We start from the raw sequence: 20,682 nt of genomic DNA on the forward strand, positions 1-20,682 counted from the left end.
AACTTTCTGCCAGAACAAGACTCCTCCTCCCCCTAGGTGAAAGCTTAGGGGGTTTCTCATTTTTGTGAGGGGGTATAGTCACCGTTTTTTCGATCACAGGCTTCTTGTGCTAGGGGAAAAATTCCGATACAATAAAGTTTCTGTCCTTAATTTTTGTTGAGTGCTGAGACCACCCCACCATTGAGGTAAGCATGGCCAAACGCCGCAATCCCAAGAAAGAAAAAGCTCTTCGTAACCAAGCCTATGCTCGCAAGTTTCGCAAGCGTTCTTCGGGTCGCTACAGCCGCCGCCTAAATACGGAGAATCGCCCAGAGACGAAAACCACCGAGACGGTTGAGGAAATGACGGACGCCTAGAGGGCAGTCGGTGATCAAGCGCGCGTTGCCATGGCGAGAGTTCGGGGTTGCGTTTTTAACCGTTTTTTTGGCTGAATTTGCCGATAAAACTCAAATTGCTGTATTTTTCATGGCTGCCCGCGCTGCCTCCCCTTGGTTGGTGTTTTTGGGAGCAGCTTTGGCCTTAGTAACCACTAGTTTGATTGGGGTATTGATTGGTCGCTGGCTATCACAGTACCTCTCAGAACAACGATTACAAACACTGACCGGCAGTAGTCTCTTGGCGATCGCCCTTTGGCTATTGTGGGATATGCTGCACCCAAGCCTTTGATGACCAAAATATCGCCACTTAATGGCGCGAGAAAGTTCCTTCAGTTGACGATCGCCCCCTGCTAAAGTGAGGGGGTTAGCTTAGGCACTGTCTAAGTTTGTGAACCCCTGAGGAGACTGTGGAGAATGCCATCCCAAGTCATTGAACTGTGGTCATCGTTCGTTAGTATTGCCGATGCACCGTTGTTTCGCCTTGGGCGGGAAACGATTTCCCTGCGTTGGCTGTTTCAAGTGGTGCTGTTGCTCATCCTCGTTGCCATTTTGGCGCGCTTTTTCAAGGGGGTGCTGAAAAATCAACTCCTACCGCGCCTTGGTTTGGATTTAGGCAACCGGGAGGCCATTTCCACTGTGATGAGTGGTGCCGGGGGAGCACTGGGCTACATTATTGTTTTGCAAGCAGTGGGGATTAATCTCGATTCCCTTGCGGTGATTATCGGTGGCTTGGGGGTGGGGATTGGTTTTGGTTTGCAGGATGTCACCCGCAATCTCATCAGTGGCCTGACGCTCCTGATTGAGCGCAAAGTGCGTGTCGGCGACTTTGTGGAAATTGAAAACATCAGTGGCTACGTTCAGGAAGTTTCGATGCGAGCCACGGTGATTCAAACTTTTAACGGTTCAAATGTGGTGGTGCCCAATACCTACCTTGCCGATAGTCCGGTGCTGAATTGGTACTATGAAACCCACCGCGGTCGCATTGATGTTCCCATTGGGGTGGCCTATGGGACAGATCCAGTTTTGGTGACGGAAGTCTTGCTCAACATTGCCCATTCTGAACCAGATGTCCTCAGGGAGCCAGCCCCTCGGGTGATTTTCCGTGAATTTGGCGATTCGGCGCTTGAGTTTGAACTTTGGGTATGGACGGATGCCATTGAGCGGCGAGTGTTCATCAAGAGCAGTCTCAATTTCAAGATTGATTATTACTTTCGGCAGCATAATATCTCGATTCCTTTCCCGCAACGGGACATCTGGATCCGCAATGCGCCAGCGCTCTCTCCCCTCAATGAGCCAGCCGAAATGGTAGGCATGCCCTTGGCACCGGCAACGCCCTCCTTAAAGTCGCTGCTTCAGCAGGTGAGCTATTTTCAGTGCATGAATGACTTGCAATTACGCTTTCTCATCGAATCGGGCTACCGCAAGCACTTGGCAGCGAAGGAAATTTTGTTCCGTGCTCAGGAGGCAATCAGTAACTTCTACATCGTATTGCAGGGGCAGATGGCGGCGGTCTATGAAGAGAATGGCGAGCTCAAGCCGATGATGACGTTTAACCCGGGGGAGCACTTTGGCGAGCTACCACTGATGCTGGGGGTGGCCTGCCCAACAACGATGATGGCAATGACGGATACGGTCTTGTTTGTCCTACCACGGGAGGGATTTGAACAGTTGCTAAAAGAACATCCTTCCCTTGCTGATGAGATTGCGGTGGCGATCGCCCGCCGTCAGGATGTCCTGGCGCAACATCAACAGGAGCTTCAGCAACTGAGTCGCCAAGAGTCGGATCAAAGTCGTCCGATTAACTGGATTCGCGATCGCCTGCAAAAACTCCTGAGTTGGTAAAGTGCTCAATCGGTGGCGTCCAGCGTAAATGCGTGCTCCAAGTATTGATGCAGCCGATAGGTACCTGCTTGGTATCGCACCAAGGCCACATCGAAGCGACAGGGATGATCCTGCCACTGGGGCTGACGTTCTAGGAAGGCTTGGGCGGCCAAAATGAGTTTGCGTTGCTTGCTAGGGGAAATCGCGCCAAGGCCATCATAATCCCAGTTGTGGGAACGGCGGGTTTTCACTTCGACAAAGCGCACCACTCCCCGCGGATCACAGACAACAATATCCAGCTCACCCCAAGGGCAAGACCAGTTCTGAGCCAAAATTTGACACTGCTGGGTTTGTAGCCACGCGACAACTACCGCTTCGCCGCGATCGCCCACGTGGCGCATAGCCCCTAGGCTTCAATGGGTTCGAGATTAAACAAGTCTTGGAGGGTCTGCATAGCGCGTTGACGACTCTCTAAATCCCGCTGTGATTGCAGTTGCACTGTTGGATCATGGAGAATCTTGTTAATAATCGTGCGCGTCATTGCTTCAATGACCCCTTGGTGCTTATCACCAAACTCACTGCCTAAGCGGGAGAGGGCTTTTTCCAGCTCTTGGGTGCGAATGGCTTCCATTTTTTGGCGCAGACTGCGGATGGTGGGAATTGTTTCTAGGGCGTGCCACCAAGCTAAAAAAGTCTCTAATTCTTCCTCAAGGATACCCTCGGCCTCTTGAGCCAATTGGCGTCGCGCCTCTTGGTTTTGGGCGACCACTGCTTCGAGATCATCCACATTAAACAGTTGCACGGAGGCCAATTCTGTCACGTTGGCATGGACATTGCGGGGCACGGAAATATCAATGATGGATAGGGGGCGATCGCCCGTGAGCACCGACCCTAAATTCTCGCGATCCAAGAGGGGTTGTGTCGCTGCTGTACCCGTAAAGACCAAATCCATTGCTGCCACAATCGGCAGTAGATCTGTCATCGTAAAGAGTTCAAAGCGTACTTCGGGAAACTGCTGCGCCAGTTCCTGTGCCCGTTCCAAGGAGCGGTTGATAATGCTCATTTCTTTCACCCCTCGGGCAATCAGGTGTTGCACCACCAAGCGGGACATTTTGCCCGCACCGACAATGGCAATGCGGCAGTTCTGGAGATTTTGCAACCGCAAGTCGGCGAGTTCCACCGCCGCTGAGCTAATGGAGACCGCCCCCGTCCCAATGCTGGTTTCTGTGCGTACCCGTTTACCGGCAGCGATCGCCCCCGTAAAGAGGCGATTGAGAATAGACCCAATGGACTTGTACTGCTGCCCTAACTGATGACAGCGCTTCACTTGGGAGAGAATTTGCCCCTCGCCAATCACCAAGCTATCCAAACCCGAGGCCACCCGCATGAGGTGCATCACCGCATCCTGATGCAGCAGGATAAAGAGGTAGGGACGCAGTTGGGGCAGGGGAATATGACTCCACTCACTGAGAAACTGATGCACTTCCCGCACGCCCACCTCAGTGTCACTAGTAACAATGTAAATTTCTAAGCGGTTACAGGTGCTAAGGATGGTCGCTTCCTGAATATGGGCGTAGCCGCATAGATGTTGCAGTGCCCGCTCCCGCACATCCTCTGGCACACTCAATTTTTCGCGCACATCCACAGGGGCGGTTTTGTGACTCAAGCCAATGACAGCAATATTCATAGGAATCGGTTGACGTTCGGCTGCAACTCCATCAATTGTTGTATCAGGATTCTTGAGCCTCCTTCACGCTTGTTTGCAAGTCTTTACTAAAGGAGGATTCTCCCTAACCGAGATTCCTGAGCCAGCCCCTCAGGTCTTCTAGGGTCGCAAAGTCAAGGAGTGCCTCTGCCAAAGTCTCAATCTGAGTGGATGGGAGTTGGCGAATTGCTGCTTCAAGTTCAGCCGGTAAATCCCCAAACCGTCGCCTGAGGAGGCGCAAAACAACCAGTGCTTCTCCCTGCTGTAATCCCTCTTCTCGTGCCTCAGCATAAACTTCTTGGTAAAACCGTGTCCGCTTCAGCTCCTCCGTCGTAAACCCCAGCATGCGCAGCACCTCCTCCCGACTCAGCTTGGTGAACTTGTACAGCACAATGGTAGTGATTAACTCTATTATGGCTTCCAAGTTTGGCGCTCTTTCGGTCTGGCTGCGCTGGGCAAGTAATCGGGCGACTCTGGGCATCTCTGCCTCTGGTACCACCATCAACTGCATCAGGGCAAGGCTCAAGGGCAATTCCGCTGGCGACCCCAGTTCATTCAAATACACCCGCCGCAGGCGATCGCTTTTGACCAACACGTCATAGGGTTCAAAGGAAACTTGTTCGGCTTGGCGATGGGGATAAATGACCACCGCTTGCCAGTCAGAAAAGGTGTGGCGATACAGTCGCAGATAGAGAAAGATTTCCGCAAAGAAGCGTTCGTAGAAGCTGTTATCGCGCTGAAACTGCACCTCACAGAAATAGACGGTTCCTGAGGGGTCAGGGGGTACGAAGACGCCGTCAATGCGAAAGGCCGTTTGCTTGAGTTCCACGGACTCAAAACGATACCCCTGCGGAGCTTCTCTGCCCAAAAGGTCAAACAGTGTCTGGGGCAGCTGGGCAAACAGTTGGTAAAAGAGGGAGTCACGGCGCATTGAGAAATGAGGAAGTACTCACCCATGAAGGAGGGCTTAAGCGAGGACATCAGAATAGGAGCGGCTAGGGAACTCTTGATACACCTGTGTAATAGTGGCGGCGAGCCGTTGCATGCCAAGGGCAATTTCCTCATCACTGGCAGTGAGACTAATACGCAGGCACTCTTGTTTGTGGCGCCACGGCTCGGTCAAGCCGGGGAAAAAGGAACTGCCGGGAACCACAATCACCCCTGCTCGCTTCAGGTGTTGATATAATTCCCAATCTGTCATGGGTAAATCCCGTAGCCACAGCCACGCGAAAATTGCCCCCTCACCGCGATGCAAAAACCAAGGAAGATCCTTGGGCAAAGCAGTTCGTAGGTTTTCTTCGAGAACTGTAAACTTGCGCTGATAAAAGGGACGAATGACATTGACGGATACTTCGGCTAGGGCACCATTGGCAATGGCTAAGGCCGCGATCGCCTGACCGTAGCGCGAGGCATGAATACAGGCATTGGTTTGAAAGGCTTCGAGAACACTCAAAATCTCGCGATCGCCAATAGCAATCCCCACCCGTTCCCCCGGTAGTCCTGCTTTTGAGAGGCTGAGGCAGTGGACAATATTGCCGCCAAAAACGGGTGCTAGTTCCGTAAAGTTCAAGCTGGGATAGGGGGGGCCATAGGCAGCATCAATCAACACTGGAACGCCATAGGGGACAGCGAGATCAGCAATTTGCCGCACCTCGACATCCGTGAGCACATTTCCCGTCGGATTGCAGGGACGAGAGAAGATGACGCATCCAGTCGTCTCATCAATGTGGAGTTGTTGAAAGTCGGGACGATACTTAAAGGTGTGATCCGCTTCAAAAATCTCAAGGCGCGGACGATAGGCAACAACGGTATCAGGGGTAAGGCTGACGCCACCATAACCCGTATATTCTGGACTCAAGGGGAGAACGACTTTCTTTAATTCACCGTTGGCGCTAAAGCCCCCAAAAGCATTGGCAGCAAAGAAGTAGATGGCCTGACTGCCGGGGGTGACAAGGACATTGCGCTCCGTCAGGTTCAAACCATAGCGGCGATTAAAATCATCGACAACGGCAGCAATTAGCGGTTCATACCCTTGGCTTGTGCCGTAGCGGCAGACCACTTGGCCAAATTCTGGGCTGGCCATTAGCTCGTGGGTACAGTCGCGCCATAGTTGCTCCACCTCAGGGACAATGAGGGGGTTACCTGCACTCAGGTTAATCAGGTCTTGACCGCGATTCAGGCGCAACGTCTCAATAATATCCTTCATGATTGCCCGAACTCCCGTCAGTTGGGACATTTGCTGGCCAATCTGGGAGAGTGCAGGATTCATAGGCAAAGGACATAGACAGTATTGGTTAGGATAGCATCTGCGCTTCTATTGAGGGACAGATGGAACCAATAGACACGGTCAATGCTGCTATTCGGTGGGTCACTGTAACATAACGTTAGAATAGGCCAAGAACTGTAAGGCATTCATGGCAGCGTTTATCCCCTTTGTTGGTAAACCTTCTTCCCCTTGGCGATCGCTCGTGATTGGGGTGATTGCTGCTGGTTTGATTGGCAGTGGTGGCCTACTGCTGTGGCGATCGCGCCAAACGCCCCTTGATTTAGATCGCTACACCGTACCCGTTCAAGACAGTCGCGATTTAGTCGCTCGCATCGCTGCCACGGGCAAAGTTGTCCCTGTACAAACCGTCAATATCAGTCCAAAACGGGCAGGTCTTCTCGCCGAACTCTACGTTGAGCAGGGCGATCAGGTCAAGGCGGGTCAAATCATCGCCCGTATGGACAACCGCGATGAGCAGGCGCAACTTGCCCAAGCCCAAGCCAACCTCGCCGATGCCATTGCCCGTCGCGATCGCGTGGTTGCCGGTAACCGTGCCGAGGAAATTGCCCAAGCCGAAGCCCAAGTGCGAGCAGCCGCCACCCGTGCTCAATTGGCAGAAGAACGCCTGAAACGCAATGAATTGCTCGCGGCTGAGGGTGCGATTCCCCGCGATACCCTTGATGAATTAAAAGCCAATCGGGATAGCGCGATCGCCAGTCTGCAGGAAGCCCAGAAGCGTCTGCAACTGTTACAGCGGGGTTCCCGCACTGAAGAGATCCGTCAAGCGGAAGCGGCCGTGGCTGCTGCCCAAGCCCAAGTCCAAGCTGCCCGTGCGGCTCTTGAAGATACAGTGATTCGCGCTCCTTTTACGGGCATTATTACCCAGAAGTACGCCAATCCGGGAGCCTTTGTGACACCCACCACCACCGCCTCTGCCACGACCTCTGCCACTTCCACCTCAATTGTGGCCATTGCCCAAGGCCTAGAAATTCTTGCCGAAGTCCCAGAAGTGGACATTGGCCAAGTGTTTGTGGGGCAACCTGTTGAAATCCGTGCCGATGCCTATCCGGGGGAAACCTTTGAAGGACGAGTGCGCTTAGTGGCACCCGAAGCCGTGGTGGAGCAAAATGTGACGTTCTTTCAAGTGCGGGTCTCCCTTGTTACTGGGTTGCAGAAGCTGCGCTCTGGGATGAATGTGGACTTAGATTTTCTGGGGCAAAAAATTAACAATGCTCTGCTGGTACCCACCGTGGCCATTGCCGTTGAGCGTGGCCAAACAGGTGTTTATGTGGTGGGGGAAGACAATCGACCAAAATTTCGCCCTGTCACCATCGGCAGTAGCTGGCAGGATCAAACGCAAATTATCAGCGGCCTGAGGGCGGGTGAGCGGGTCTTTATTGATTTTCCGGAACGGCTGCGGCCAAAACAGGAGTAGTTTATGGGCTTGCACCACGTTTCCATTCGCACCGCCAATATTCAGCGGGCGATCGCCTTCTATGAATGCCTAGGCTTTACGATGGATGTCCGCTTTACCACGGGCTATACCCTTGCCTGTTGGCTCAAGGGCTGGCACACCCGCCTTGAACTTGTGCAAGTCCCTGAACCCCACCCTGCTGCTGACCCTTTTCACGATGAGCACTATGTTGGCTACTATCACCTCTCCTTTGATCTCAGTAATCATCCGCATCCTCTAGAAACCTGGCTCCAGCAAGTGGCGCAAACCTTGGCTGCCCAGCAATTGCCCTTTGAGCTACTCCTGAAGCCTAGTCAACAGGTGATTGGTTCCCACCTCTATCACGTCGCCTTTATCCGCGATTGTGATGGTCTACCCCTTGAGTTTTTGCAGTGTCTTGGTTCCTGCTGAAGTCTAAACCCCGATAAAATAAGGGGGTCGAGAGATTTTTGGGTCGTCCATAGGCATGCAACTGCAAACAACCACTACGGCAATTCCAGACTGGTCTGGTGATTTACTGGCGATCGCCGTCTTTCAAACGGAAGGCACCCTCACCCTTACAGATCCCTATACGACCCTCGATCAGCGCCTCAATGGCCTCTTACAAGAACTCATCAGCGAAGGGGAGTTTCAAGGCAAATCTGGCACCTCCCTGCTCATGCGCCTATTGCCCAACTTCCCCGTTAAGAAACTCCTCCTTGTCGGCTTAGGCAATCGCGATGACTTTAACCTAGAGACCCTGCGCCGCACTGCTGCGACCATTGCCCGTACGGCTCGCCGTGAACACACCAAAACCTTAGGCATGGCGCTGCCCCATGAGACCCTCGAGGCAAGGGATGCTGCCCAAGCCATTGCCGAAGGAGTTCTCCTTGCCCTCCACAGTGATGTGCGTTTTAAGTCGGATCCCGAAGCTCGTAAACTCCTGCCCTATCCAGAATCCGTCAGCCTGTTGGGTTTAGGGGAGCAAACAGCAGCCTTGACCCGTGCCCAGCAGATTTGTGATGGGGTGATTTTGGCGCGCGAACTCGTGAATGCCCCGGCCAATGAAGTGACGCCTGTCACCCTTGCGGAAACAGCTCAGCAATTGGCGGCTACCTACGGCCTCACGGCAAAAATTTTGGAGCGCGATGAGTGTGCCGCCTTGGGTATGGGTGCCTTTTTGGGTGTGGCTCAGGCGTCTGACCTACCGCCGAAATTTATTCACCTTACGTACACTCCCCCCGGCAACGTCCAGAAGAAGATTGCCCTCGTTGGCAAAGGGTTAACGTTTGATTCCGGTGGCCTCAACCTCAAGACCCAAGGAGGCATTGAAACCATGAAAATGGACATGGGGGGAGCCGCAGCCGTTTTGGGAACCGCCAAGGTCATCGGTCAACTCAAACCCGCTGGCATTGAAGTTCACTTTATTATTGCCGCCACCGAAAACATGATCAGTGGCCATGCCATGCATCCGGGGGATATTCTCACCGCCTCCAACGGTAAAACCATCGAGGTCAACAACACCGATGCTGAAGGCCGCCTCACCCTTGCCGATGCCCTGGTCTATGCGGAAAAACTAGGCGTAGATGCCATTGTTGATTTGGCAACGCTGACCGGTGCCTGTATTGTTGCCTTAGGGGATAATATTGCTGGTCTTTGGAGCAACAATTCAGAATTGGCGCAAGCTCTGCAACAGGCTAGCGATCGCTCCGGTGAAAAATTCTGGCAAATGCCCCTTGAAAATAAATACTTTGAGGGTATGAAGTCCCAAGTGGCCGATATGAAAAACACCGGTCCGCGATCGGCCGGATCAATTACCGCTGCTCTATTCCTTCAGCAATTTGTCGATCACACCCCTTGGGCACACCTTGACATTGCTGGCCCTGTCTGGACAGAAAAAGAGGATGGCTACAATAATCCCTGTGGGACGGGCTACCCTGTGCGCACATTGGTGGAGTGGCTATGCAGTCTCAGTTAGATAGAAACTGAATGCGATCGCCCCAGCGGTTAGTCGTCTCACCCTCACAAATCCAAGACCGACGGGTGTGGCTCACTCCTGAGCAAGTCCACTATCTCCGCCATGTCCTGCGCTTAAAAGATAACGATGTCATCTCGATTTTGGATGGCCAAGGCCAGCGATGGCGGGGCACGCTTGGTGTAAATGGGCAGACTGTCGAATTATTGGAGGCTGAACAGCAAAAGACGGAGCTCAGTGTAGAAATTATGCTCTGCCTAGCTCTACTGAAGGCGGCGAACTTTGAGCAGGTGTTGCAACAGGCAACGGAATTGGGAGTCAAGCGTATTATTCCGATTCAAACAGCGCGATCGCTCCTGCAGCCGAGTACCAGCAGATACCAGCGTTGGCAGCGCATTCTGCAAGAAGCCGCCGAGCAAAGTGAGCGTCTTTATGTGCCTACCCTCAGTGATCCCCTCTCCGTTGCCGAAATGGTCAGCCTCACCCCCAAGGGCTACATTGCCAGTTTGAATGCCTCACAGCTCCTGTGGGACTGCTTGCCCCAGATGGATCTTTCCCAGCCCATTTATCTGGCGATCGGACCCGAGGGGGGATGGACAGCCTCAGAAGTGGAGCAAGTTTTGGCCGCTGGTTGGCAAGCATTTTCCTTGGGGCAGCGTACCCTGAGAGCCGTCACCGCCGCGATCGCCAGCCTGACCTTAGTGAGCCATTACACTGAGAGACACTGCGCAACAGCACAACAGCATTGACAACGCCACGGCCACCTCGATACACTAGAAGTTCGGTGAAATTAACGTAAGCAGCAATGCCCACCATCCAGCAACTGATCCGCCAAGAGCGGGAACTGTTGAAAAAGAAAACAAAATCTCCTGCCCTCAAAAGCTGCCCCCAACGGCGTGGGGTGTGCACACGGGTCTATACCACAACCCCCAAAAAGCCCAATTCTGCCCTGCGCAAAGTGGCACGGGTACGCTTAACCTCTGGCTTTGAGGTCACCGCCTATATTCCCGGAATTGGCCACAACTTGCAGGAGCACTCTGTGGTCATGATTCGTGGCGGTCGGGTTAAAGATTTGCCCGGTGTGCGCTACCACATTATCCGTGGCACGTTGGATACCGCCGGCGTCAAAGATCGTAAACAAGGTCGCTCCAAATACGGTGCCAAGCGTCCCAAACCCGGTGAGGCTGCTGCTACCGGCAAGAAGAAATAATTTCCGTTCTCCTATCTCCTTGAGTCCACCCTTGAAATCTTAAACTTCACTAGAGCAAACAGCAAACACCTATGTCTCGTCGCACTCGCGCTCAAAAACGGCCTACTGCCCCTGATCCCGTCTATAACAACGTGCTGGTGAATATGTTAATCCAGCGGATTATGCTCAATGGCAAAAAATCCCTTGCCAGCCGCATTGTCTATGACGCAATGAAAACCGTACAGGAGCGCACCGGCGAGGATGCTCTGCAAATTTTTGAGCGGGCAGTAAAAAATGCAACGCCCCTAGTGGAAGTGAAAGCCCGCCGTGTGGGGGGTGCCACCTACCAAGTGCCGATGGAAGTTCGTCCCGATCGCGGCGTCGCCTTGGCTTTGCGCTGGTTAGTGCAATTTTCTCGCAAACGAGCCGGTCGTTCGATGTCCGCCAAGCTGGCTAATGAATTGATGGATGCCGCCAATGAAACCGGCAGCACCATTCGTAAACGGGAAGAAACCCACAAAATGGCAGAAGCCAACAAGGCCTTTGCCCACTATCGCTACTAAACCGTCACACGGTTCAAGAGTTGGATACAATTATTTAAGAATTCTAACGTAATGCAACAAACAAGGAGGTAGCTGTGGCACGGACGACCCCGCTAGAGCGAGTGCGAAACATCGGGATTGCCGCTCACATTGATGCGGGTAAAACAACCACAACTGAACGTATTCTTTTCTATTCCGGTGTGGTGCACAAAATTGGCGAAGTGCACGAGGGTACCACGGTTACCGACTGGATGGAACAGGAGCGGGAGCGGGGCATCACCATTACAGCCGCCGCCATCAGCACCTCTTGGAAAGACCACCAGATCAATATTATTGACACCCCCGGCCACGTGGACTTCACGATTGAGGTGGAGCGCTCCATGCGGGTTCTTGATGGGGTGATTGCGGTATTCTGCTCCGTCGGTGGTGTGCAACCCCAGTCAGAAACCGTATGGCGGCAAGCCGATCGCTACAGCGTCCCGCGCATCGTCTTTGTCAACAAGATGGATCGCACTGGGGCAAACTTCTACAAAGTCTATGACCAGATTCGCGATCGCCTGCGGGCAAATGCTGTGCCGATTCAGTTGCCCATTGGTGCTGAAGATCAGTTCAAAGGCATCGTTGATCTGGTGCGGATGCGCGCCAAAATCTACAAAGACGACCTTGGCAAGGAAATCGAAGATACCGAAATTCCTGCCGAGATGACTGAACTGGCGGAAGAGTATCGCACCAAGCTCATCGAGGCAGTTGCCGAAACCGATGATGCCCTCATGGAAAAATACTTTGAGGGGGAAGAACTCACAGAAGAGGAAATCCGCGCCGCCCTACGCAAAGGGACGATCGCTGGCACCATTGTGCCGATGCTCTGTGGCTCCGCCTTCAAAAATAAAGGCGTGCAATTGCTCCTTGATGCCGTGGTGGACTATCTGCCAGCGCCCATTGACATTCCAGCGATTAAAGGTCATCTGCCCGATGGCACAGAGGTAGAGCGGGCTGCCGACGATGATCAACCCCTAGCGGCATTAGCCTTCAAAATCATGTCGGATCCCTATGGCCGCCTCACCTTCGTGCGCGTTTATTCCGGTGTTCTCAAAAAAGGCAGCTATGTCCTCAATGCCACTAAGGGCAAGAAAGAGCGCATTTCTCGTCTGATTGTGCTCAAAGCCGATGAGCGGATTGAAGTAGATGAACTGCGAGCCGGCGATTTAGGAGCTGCCTTGGGTCTGAAGGAAACCTTCACGGGGGATACCCTCTGCGATGAAAGCTCGCCCGTGATTCTTGAATCGCTCTACATTCCAGAGCCAGTGATTTCCGTGGCTGTGGAACCCAAAACCAAGCAGGACATGGAAAAACTCTCCAAAGCCCTGCAAGCCCTCTCTGAGGAAGACCCCACCTTCCGCGTCAGCGTTGATCCTGAAACCAACCAAACCGTGATTGCGGGCATGGGGGAACTGCACCTCGAGATCCTTGTGGATCGGATGCAGCGGGAGTTCAAAGTGGAAGCCAATATTGGCCAACCCCAAGTGGCCTACCGCGAAACGATTCGCAAACCTGTCCGTGCCGAAGGCAAGTTTATCCGTCAAAGTGGCGGTAAAGGCCAGTATGGTCACGTTGTGATTGAAGTAGAGCCTGCCGAACCCGGTACTGGGTTTGAATTTGTCTCCAAAATTGTTGGTGGTGTTGTCCCCAAAGAGTACATTCCACCCGCTGAGCAGGGAATGAAGGAAGCCTGTGAATCGGGGATTTTGGCAGGGTACCCAGTGATTGACCTCAAGGTCACATTAGTGGATGGCTCCTACCACGAGGTTGACTCCTCAGAAATGGCCTTCAAAATTGCTGGCTCCATGGCCATTAAAGAGGCAGTGATGAAAGCCAATCCGGTGCTGCTGGAGCCAATGATGAAGGTCGAGGTCGAGGTTCCAGAAGAATTCCTTGGGACAGTGATGGGAGACCTCATTTCCCGTCGCGGTCAAATTGAGGGACAAACCGTGGAAAATGGCATTGCCAAAGTGACGGCAAAAGTCCCTCTCGAACGGATGTTTGGTTATGCCACTGACATTCGCTCGAATACCCAAGGTCGGGGAATTTTCTCGATGGAATTTAGCCATTACGAGGAAGTCCCCCGTAATGTGGCTGAGGCGATCATTGCCAAAAATAAAGGGAACGCATAGTCTATACGAGGAACAACATGGCACGCGCTAAATTTGAACGAACCAAACCCCACGTTAACATCGGTACGATTGGTCACGTTGACCACGGTAAAACCACACTGACCGCAGCCATTACCATGACATTGGCTGCCCAAGGGAAAGCTCAGGCTCGCAAATACGATGAGATTGATGCTGCCCCTGAGGAAAAAGCCCGTGGGATTACCATCAACACGGCTCACGTGGAGTATGAGACCGAAAAACGTCACTATGCCCATGTGGATTGCCCCGGCCACGCTGACTATGTGAAAAACATGATCACGGGTGCCGCCCAAATGGACGGTGCTATTCTCGTGGTGGCCGCTACTGATGGTGCGATGCCCCAAACCAAGGAGCACATTCTCTTGGCTCGTCAGGTGGGGGTGCCCAGCATTGTTGTCTTCCTGAACAAAGTGGACATGGTGGACGACGAAGAACTGCTGGAGCTGGTGGAACTGGAACTGCGGGAACTCCTCAGCGAATATGAATTCCCCGGTGACGAAGTGCCCATCATCCGTGGTTCGGGTCTGAAAGCCCTTGAAGCCATGACCGCCAATCCAAAAACCCAACGCGGTGAAAATGAGTGGGTCGATAAAATCTACGAGCTAATGGATGCCGTGGATAACTACATTCCCACCCCTGAGCGGGATGTGGATAAGCCCTTCCTGATGGCCGTAGAAGACGTGTTCTCCATTACCGGTCGGGGTACCGTGGCCACGGGCCGGATTGAGCGCGGTCGCATTAAACTCAACGAAACGGTTGAACTCGTGGGTCTGCGGGAAACTCGCACAACGACGGTCACCGGTATTGAAATGTTCAAGAAGAGCCTCGAAGAGGGGATTGCCGGTGACAACGCTGGTTTGCTCCTGCGCGGCCTGAAAAAAGAGGATGTGGAACGGGGAATGGTGATTGCCAAACCCGGCTCCATTACGCCCCACACCCAATTTGAGGGTGAAGTGTACGTGCTCACTGAAAAAGAGGGTGGCCGTAAAACCCCCTTCTTTGCCGGTTACCGTCCGCAGTTCTATGTGCGTACCACCGATGTGACCGGTACGATTACCTCCTTCACCGCTGATGATGGTAGCGCCGCTGAAATGGTGATGCCTGGTGACCGCATCAAAATGACCGTGGAACTGATCCAGCCCATTGCCATTGAGCAGGGGATGCGCTTTGCCATCCGTGAAGGTGGCCGGACGATTGGTGCGGGTGTTGTCTCCAAAATCCTGAAGTAGTTGATCTTATGGCCGCTAGCCTTTCTGTGGTGTTGGCGGCCTTTTTTTGTCTGAATTTTGTCGGATTGTCTCTGAACCTTGACAAGTAAGGAAGATTCCTATGGCTGCTCTACAACAGAAAATTCGTATTCGCCTTAAGGCCTTTGATCATCGCTTGCTCGATACTTCCTGCGATCGCATTGTCGATACTGCAAAAAGAACCGGCGCTTCCCCCGTTGGCCCAATTCCCCTACCCACTCGCCGTCGAATCTATTGCGTCCTGCGATCGCCCCACGTGGATAAGGACTCACGGGAGCATTTTGAAACCCGTACCCACCGTCGCATACTGGACATTTACCAACCTTCACCGAAAACGATTGATGCCCTGATGAAGTTGGACTTGCCGGCGGGCGTAGATATTGAAGTGAAATTGTAAGCGTCGCCAAAGTTCACTACACTGAGGGGTATGACGCATACGATCATTCATCCTTCCCCCTCTGAGTCTTCTCTTCAGCCCCCTGCCATGGCCTACAGAATCAACTGCCAGCAGGGGCATACGCATCTTTTATGGGTAACGCTGCGGCTAACGGCACCGCAAACCGATGTTCTTGATCTGCACTTGCCGGTGTGGACGCCGGGTTCCTACCTTGTGCGCGAATATGCGAGGCATCTTCAGGACTTTACAGTAACGGCCGCCGACGGTACCCCCTTGGAATGGTGGAAGTGTGCCAAGAACCAGTGGCAGGTGGCCTGCACGCCGGGTCGAGAACTAGAAGTGCGCTATGCCATCTATGCCCATGAACTGTCAGTGCGCACCAATCATTTTGATCCCAGCCATGCCTACTTCAATCCGGCAGCGGTCTGTCTCTATGTGCCAGAATATCGCGATCGGCCCCTAACAGTAACCATTGCTGCACCGCCGCACTGGCGGGTGACGACTCCGCTTGAACCCTTTGGCGAGGATGGCTTCACCTTTTGGGCAGCAAATTACGATCTGCTGGTGGATAGCCCCTTTGAGGTGGGCAGCCACCCTGTTTATGCCTTTGAGGTGGACGGTAAACCCCATGAACTGGCGGTGTGGGGCAAGGGCAATTTTGAGCCGCAGCGGGCGATCGCCGACATGCAGCGGATCATTGAAACAGAGGCAAGTTTCTTTGGCGGCCTGCCCTACGATCGCTATGTCTTTATTTTGCACCTTACCCACAAGGGCTACGGCGGTCTGGAGCATCTCAATAGCTGCTCGTTGATCTTCCATCGCTTTGGCTTTCAGCAAGCGGAGCAGTATCGCCGCTTCCTCTGTTTAGTGGCCCATGAGTTTTTCCATCTTTGGAATGTCAAGCGCATTCGCCCCCAAGCCTTTGAAATCTTTGATTACGACAGCGAAAATTACACCACCAGCCTCTGGTTTGTGGAGGGGATAACCAGTTATTTCGACCAACTGATTCCCCTCTGGGCAGGGTTATTTGATGCTGCGGCCTATCTTAAGCTGCTGAGCGAAAGTCTGAATCGCTATTTACACACCCCTGGTCGTTTTGTTCAGTCCCTTAGTGCTGCTAGCTTTGATGCGTGGATTAAGCTCTATCGCCCCGATGAAAATAGCATTAATTCGCAGATGTCCTACTACCTAAAGGGAGAGCTAGTGGCACTACTGCTGGATTTGCGGATTCGCCTTAATTTTAATCACCAGCGATCGCTCCTCGATGTCCTGCGGCGGTTGTGGCAGCAGTATTGCGAGACAGGTCAGGGCTATACCCCCGATGAGCTGTGGGAAACGATTGAAACCGTTGCCGATGAAAACCTTGGCACATGGCGCGAGCAATTCATTGAAGGAACCGTAGAACTCCCCCTTCAGGAGTGGTTGGCTAAAGTGGGTTTGGAACTGGTGCCCCAAGACGCGCTGCCCTATACGGGACTTCAGTTTAAGCAGGAACATGGCGCTCTGCAAATCAAGGCAGTGCTGCGGGACTCCCCGGCTGAACAGGCAGGCTTGGTGGCTGGGGATGAAATCATTGCCCTCAATGGGTGGCGCGTCAAGGCGGAGGACTGGTCAGAGCGATTGCGGGAATACCCAGTGGGAGAGACGATTCACTTGACATGGTTCCATGATCAGCAATTGCACTCAGGAACATTGATGTTGGGAGACCCTCAGCCCCGCTATCAGCTGCAGTGCCGTGCCGATGCCACGCCGAGTCAGCGGGCACATTTAGAAGCTTGGTTGGGAGCCACAGCGGCGCAGCTCTAGGGGAGGTGGCAGCATGCTTCAGCCCTTGATTCAGGATCGCGATCGCTTGGAACAGATCTTGCGGCAACTGCCCTTGACTCCCGGCGTTTATTTTTTCAAGGACAAGACGGATCAAATTCTCTACATTGGCAAGTCCAAACGCCTGCGATCGCGGGTGCGCTCCTATTTTCGTGAGCCAGCCCAATTGGGGCCGCGCCTTGAATTAATGGTCTATCAGGTGGCGGACATTGAATTCATCGTCACCGATACGGAAGCCGAAGCCCTTGCCCTCGAAGCCAATTTAATCAAGCAGCATCAGCCCCACTTCAACGTTCTCCTCAAGGATGACAAGAAATATCCCTACGTCTGTATTACGTGGTCAGAACCCTATCCCCGCATTTTCATTACCCGCAAACGCCAATTGGGTAATGTCGGCGATACCAGCAGTGATGCTCCCAAGGATCGCTACTATGGCCCCTATGTGGATAGCTTTCGTCTGCGCCAAACCCTTGCCCTTGTGAAGCGGCTTTTTCCGCTGCGGCAACGTCCCCGCCCCCTTTTCAAGGATCGCCCCTGTTTGAACTATGACATTGGCCGCTGTCCGGGGGTCTGCCAAGGGCTGATTTCACCGCAGGAGTATCGGCAAACGCTGCACAAGGTGGCCATGATCTTTCAGGGGCGCACGGGGGAACTGGTGGCACAGTTGCAGGCACAAATGGTGCAAGCGGCGGCGGATCTGAATTTTGAACTGGCGGCACGACTACGGGATCAAATTCGTGGCCTTGAGCATTTAGGCGTGGATCAAAAGGTGTCCTTGCCTGATGACACGGTGTCACGGGATGCCATTGCCCTTGCCTTGGGCGATCGCCATGCAGCCATTCAACTCTTTCAAATTCGTGCGGGTCGCTTGGTGGGACGTTTGGCTTTTGTTGCCGATGCCCAAAGTGGCAGTGTCGGCACGATTTTGCAACGGGTGCTTGAAGAACACTATGCCCAAGTGGATGATGTAGAAATTCCCAGTGAAATTTTGCTGCAACATCCCCTCCCCGAGGCGGATCTGCTGCGTACCTACTTGAGCGAAAAGAAAGGCCGCGCCGTCACCCTCACTGTCCCCCAACGCCAAGCAAAAGCCGAACTGATTGCCATGGTGCAACGCAATGCAGAATTAGAATTGGCACGCATTCAACAGGCCAGCGATCGCACCCAAACGGCTCTTGAAGATTTAGCCCAACTCCTTGGCCTTGACACCCTGCCCCACCGCATTGAGGGCTACGACATTTCCCACATTCAAGGGTCTGACGCCGTGGCCTCACGGGTTGTTTTTATTGATGGCTTGCCCGCCCAGCAGCACTATCGCCACTACAACATCCGCAACCCTGAAGTAAAACTTGGCCACTCCGACGACTTTGCCAGTCTTGCTGAGATTCTCCGCCGCCGCTTTGCCCCCTATCTTGAGGGCAAGGGTGACCCTCCAGAGGCTGATGACTGGCCCGATGTGATCCTCATTGATGGCGGCAAGGGGCAACTGTCCGCCGTGGTTCAGGTGTTGGAGCCACTCCTAGACGATCTCACCCTTCTCAGCTTGGCCAAACAGCGGGAGGAGATTTTCCTACCCCACCACCGCCAGCCTCTGCCGACCGATCCAGAGCAACCGGGGGTGCAATTGCTACGCCGCGTCCGCGATGAGGCTCACCGCTTTGCCCTGAACTTCCACCGTCAAAAACGTGCCCAACGCCAACGGCGATCCCACCTCGACCAAATTCCCGGCTTGGGCTATCAACGCCAAAAGGAACTCCTCGCCACCTTTCGTTCCATTGACTACATCCGCATGGCCACGCCCGAACAGTTGGCGCAGGTACATGGGGTCGGCCCCCGTCTAGCGGAAAAAATTTACCGCTATTTTCATGCTGATACCGATTAGAAAAGAGCTAAGTGCTTTTCAAAAAAGGGCGATCGCTTGCTATTTCAAAAGCGGGTAACGCGATTCGAACGCGCGACATCAACCTTGGCAAGGTTGCGCTCTACCACTGAGCTATACCCGCAACAGATTCTTAGCTTAAAAAATTAGGAGGCGTCTTGTCAAGCCCCAGAAATTTCAGCAGCCCTCAGGACCACAAAAGCTGTGGGCGTACAACACTTCGGCATCGTAGATGTAAGCAATGCCTGCATAGTCGTTGAAAAACTCGACTGCCACCCGATCCACAATTTTTTCCGCCATTTCCCGCGTCTGGGTGAGTACCTCAAACTTGATATTGGCTTGGGTATCGGAAACGCTGGGTTGACCAGAGGAGCGCACATTGCGACTCCCTTTGCCGCCGGTTTCCATCACGGTGTAGCCAGTCGCCCCGGCCTCATCAATGATTTGGGCAATTTTTTTCAAGAGAATCTTCTCGGTCACAATCACGAGCTTCTTTGCTGGCTTGGCCATTCTGAGTACCTCCTTGAGTGAAATTGGCGCGTTTGGGTCACTAGCTGCCGCCCATGATTGCTTGGGCAAGGCCAAGGTAAAGCGGAATTCCTAGGCCGATGGCAATGGGAGTCCCGATCGCGGTGGAAGCACCAATATAGGCGGAAGGGTTAGCGGAGGGAATCCCTGCCCGTAATGTTGGCGGCCCAGAAATATCGGAACTAGAGCAGGCAATCACGGCTAGAATCACCACACCCCCAAGGCTAAAGCCAGTGACATAGTGGGCAATCATTCCCAAACCAAAGGCAATCAGGCCATGAACGAGGGGCGCCACCACGGCATAGACCACATACCATTGAGCAACTTTACGCAACTCACCCAAGCGTGACCAAGCCTCCATCCCCATAACGAGCATCAACACCGAGAGTAAACCGCGAAACAGAGGGTTGTAAAAACTCTCATAGACACTGTCGGGACGGGTAAAGATGCCCAAAGCAACACCCAGCAGCAGTGCCGAAAGGGCTGCCCCTTGCAGACTTTCTTTGACAATCGGCCAGATTCTGACTCGTTTGCTTTGTTGACTGCGGTACTCACTCGTGCTCCCGGCATAACCTGTGGCGCTCCCTGCACCCGCATAGGCACCAACGGCGCTGAGGGAAGCCGGCGCCTTTTTCTCCTGTTTTTTCTTGAGGTAAATGCTGGCAACGACAATGGCTGTCACCAGAGCCGGAATATCCATGAACGGATACAGTGCGGCTGCCCAAGGTTCATAGCTAATTTTCTGCGCCTCCAGAGCCGTTAGCGCTGCTGCCATGGTCGAACCACTCACAGCCCCAAATAAACCTGCGGTAGCGATCGCGTCAACGGTTTTGACCTTCGGCAGCTTTGCTAAGGTATAACGGCCAATAAATACAATGAGAATCCCCATCGCCACAGCAAAGAGTGCTGGCAAGAGCATCTCCTGTAGGTTGGAACTGCGAATCGCAATCCCACCGCTGAGGCCGACTTTCATTAGCAACATAAAAATAATGAACTTATAGATGGCATCGGGAATCTGAAGTTGACTGCCCAGCGCTGCAATGACCATGCCCCCCAGCAAGAAGCCAAGGGTAGGCGACTGTAATTGCTTGACAAAATCTTGCAAAAACTGACTGGGAAAATCCACAGTACTATTCCTCCTTAATTATCAGGGGCTATCCATGGGGCTGTAGATGCTGAAGTTGATAGAAGACTATTTGGGCGATTGCCACCCCTGCATCCGTCGGTCAACGGCGCAAATATAGTCTTTTATCTATTTAAGCTTTTTGATTTGCTTGTCTTACTCTATAGTAAATTCTTCAGCAAAACACA

At 53.2% G+C, this 20,682-nt stretch carries 20 protein-coding genes and 1 tRNA gene; 14 read left to right on the plus strand and 7 right to left on the minus strand.

The window, feature by feature from the left end; translation table 11 throughout:
- Window positions 1–191 precede the first annotated feature (191 nt).
- The 3 genes from QYC28_RS07205 (at window position 192) to QYC28_RS07215 (ending at window position 2,219) form a co-directional block, all read left to right on the plus strand.
- Window positions 192–356: a hypothetical protein gene (locus tag QYC28_RS07205; RefSeq protein WP_011057571.1), complete on the plus strand. Its 165-nt coding sequence runs from the start codon at window positions 192–194 to the stop codon at window positions 354–356.
- A 10-nt stretch (window positions 357–366) separates the two neighbouring features.
- A complete protein-coding gene (locus QYC28_RS07210; RefSeq protein WP_149819503.1) occupies window positions 367–666 on the plus strand; it encodes a TMEM165/GDT1 family protein in 300 nt (99 codons plus the stop codon).
- 125 nt (window positions 667–791) lie between these two features.
- Window positions 792–2,219, plus strand: coding sequence for a mechanosensitive ion channel domain-containing protein (locus tag QYC28_RS07215; protein WP_149819504.1), 1,428 nt, complete (start codon window positions 792–794; stop codon window positions 2,217–2,219).
- A gap of 5 nt (window positions 2,220–2,224) precedes the next feature.
- On the opposite strand, the gene QYC28_RS07220 is transcribed toward QYC28_RS07215, so the two are convergent.
- The 4 genes from QYC28_RS07220 to QYC28_RS07235 form a co-directional block, all read right to left on the minus strand.
- Window positions 2,225–2,599 (minus strand): YraN family protein, encoded by a 375-nt coding sequence (locus QYC28_RS07220; RefSeq protein ID WP_149819506.1) that lies wholly within the window; start codon window positions 2,597–2,599, stop codon window positions 2,225–2,227.
- Window positions 2,600–2,604: 5 nt separating this feature from the next.
- Complete coding sequence (locus QYC28_RS07225) at window positions 2,605–3,885, minus strand: glutamyl-tRNA reductase (RefSeq protein WP_149819508.1); 1,281 nt, start codon at window positions 3,883–3,885, stop codon at window positions 2,605–2,607.
- A gap of 103 nt (window positions 3,886–3,988) precedes the next feature.
- On the minus strand, window positions 3,989–4,834 hold the full coding sequence (locus tag QYC28_RS07230; RefSeq protein WP_149819510.1) for an Rpn family recombination-promoting nuclease/putative transposase: 846 nt from the start codon (window positions 4,832–4,834) through the stop codon (window positions 3,989–3,991).
- A gap of 36 nt (window positions 4,835–4,870) precedes the next feature.
- Window positions 4,871–6,172: a valine--pyruvate transaminase gene (locus tag QYC28_RS07235; RefSeq protein ID WP_149819513.1), complete on the minus strand. Its 1,302-nt coding sequence runs from the start codon at window positions 6,170–6,172 to the stop codon at window positions 4,871–4,873.
- Between the two features lie 145 nt (window positions 6,173–6,317).
- Here QYC28_RS07235 and QYC28_RS07240 point away from each other — a divergent pair, with 145 nt between their 5' ends.
- From QYC28_RS07240 to uvrC, 11 genes are all read left to right on the plus strand, one after another.
- A complete protein-coding gene (locus QYC28_RS07240) occupies window positions 6,318–7,604 on the plus strand; it encodes an efflux RND transporter periplasmic adaptor subunit (RefSeq protein ID WP_302679218.1) in 1,287 nt (428 codons plus the stop codon).
- 9 nt (window positions 7,605–7,613) lie between these two features.
- Window positions 7,614–8,033: a VOC family protein gene (locus tag QYC28_RS07245; protein ID WP_190278324.1), complete on the plus strand. Its 420-nt coding sequence runs from the start codon at window positions 7,614–7,616 to the stop codon at window positions 8,031–8,033.
- Between the two features lie 55 nt (window positions 8,034–8,088).
- Window positions 8,089–9,579, plus strand: coding sequence for a leucyl aminopeptidase (locus QYC28_RS07250; protein ID WP_302679219.1), 1,491 nt, complete (start codon window positions 8,089–8,091; stop codon window positions 9,577–9,579).
- Window positions 9,580–9,590: 11 nt separating this feature from the next.
- Complete coding sequence (locus QYC28_RS07255; protein ID WP_302679220.1) at window positions 9,591–10,325, plus strand: 16S rRNA (uracil(1498)-N(3))-methyltransferase; 735 nt, start codon at window positions 9,591–9,593, stop codon at window positions 10,323–10,325.
- Between the two features lie 56 nt (window positions 10,326–10,381).
- Complete coding sequence (rpsL, locus tag QYC28_RS07260) at window positions 10,382–10,786, plus strand: 30S ribosomal protein S12 (RefSeq protein WP_149819523.1); 405 nt, start codon at window positions 10,382–10,384, stop codon at window positions 10,784–10,786.
- A gap of 71 nt (window positions 10,787–10,857) precedes the next feature.
- Window positions 10,858–11,328, plus strand: a complete 471-nt coding sequence (gene rpsG / locus QYC28_RS07265; protein WP_149819525.1) for a 30S ribosomal protein S7 — start codon at window positions 10,858–10,860, stop codon at window positions 11,326–11,328.
- A gap of 74 nt (window positions 11,329–11,402) precedes the next feature.
- Window positions 11,403–13,478: an elongation factor G gene (gene fusA / locus QYC28_RS07270; RefSeq protein ID WP_149819527.1), complete on the plus strand. Its 2,076-nt coding sequence runs from the start codon at window positions 11,403–11,405 to the stop codon at window positions 13,476–13,478.
- 17 nt (window positions 13,479–13,495) lie between these two features.
- Complete coding sequence (gene tuf / locus QYC28_RS07275; RefSeq protein ID WP_149819529.1) at window positions 13,496–14,725, plus strand: elongation factor Tu; 1,230 nt, start codon at window positions 13,496–13,498, stop codon at window positions 14,723–14,725.
- A gap of 100 nt (window positions 14,726–14,825) precedes the next feature.
- The gene (gene rpsJ, locus QYC28_RS07280; RefSeq protein ID WP_149819531.1) at window positions 14,826–15,140 is read left to right on the plus strand and encodes a 30S ribosomal protein S10; all 315 of its coding nucleotides are present in this window, start codon (window positions 14,826–14,828) and stop codon (window positions 15,138–15,140) included.
- A 30-nt stretch (window positions 15,141–15,170) separates the two neighbouring features.
- The gene (locus tag QYC28_RS07285; protein ID WP_302679221.1) at window positions 15,171–16,946 is read left to right on the plus strand and encodes a M61 family metallopeptidase; all 1,776 of its coding nucleotides are present in this window, start codon (window positions 15,171–15,173) and stop codon (window positions 16,944–16,946) included.
- 13 nt (window positions 16,947–16,959) lie between these two features.
- The gene (gene uvrC / locus QYC28_RS07290) at window positions 16,960–18,846 is read left to right on the plus strand and encodes an excinuclease ABC subunit UvrC (RefSeq protein WP_302679222.1); all 1,887 of its coding nucleotides are present in this window, start codon (window positions 16,960–16,962) and stop codon (window positions 18,844–18,846) included.
- Between the two features lie 49 nt (window positions 18,847–18,895).
- On the opposite strand, the gene QYC28_RS07295 is transcribed toward uvrC, so the two are convergent.
- The 3 genes from QYC28_RS07295 to QYC28_RS07305 all read right to left on the minus strand — a co-directional run bounded on the left by QYC28_RS07295 (window position 18,896) and on the right by QYC28_RS07305 (window position 20,497).
- Window positions 18,896–18,967 (minus strand) — tRNA-Gly (locus tag QYC28_RS07295).
- Window positions 18,968–19,020: 53 nt separating this feature from the next.
- The gene (locus tag QYC28_RS07300) at window positions 19,021–19,353 is read right to left on the minus strand and encodes a P-II family nitrogen regulator (RefSeq protein WP_181494899.1); all 333 of its coding nucleotides are present in this window, start codon (window positions 19,351–19,353) and stop codon (window positions 19,021–19,023) included.
- A 40-nt stretch (window positions 19,354–19,393) separates the two neighbouring features.
- Window positions 19,394–20,497, minus strand: a complete 1,104-nt coding sequence (locus tag QYC28_RS07305) for a sodium-dependent bicarbonate transport family permease (RefSeq protein WP_149819539.1) — start codon at window positions 20,495–20,497, stop codon at window positions 19,394–19,396.
- Between the last annotated feature and the right edge of the window lie 185 nt (window positions 20,498–20,682).

It is taken from the genome of Thermosynechococcus sp. HY596 (assembly GCF_030518715.1).
In the GTDB taxonomy this organism is placed as follows: Bacteria; Cyanobacteriota; Cyanobacteriia; order Thermosynechococcales; family Thermosynechococcaceae; genus Thermosynechococcus.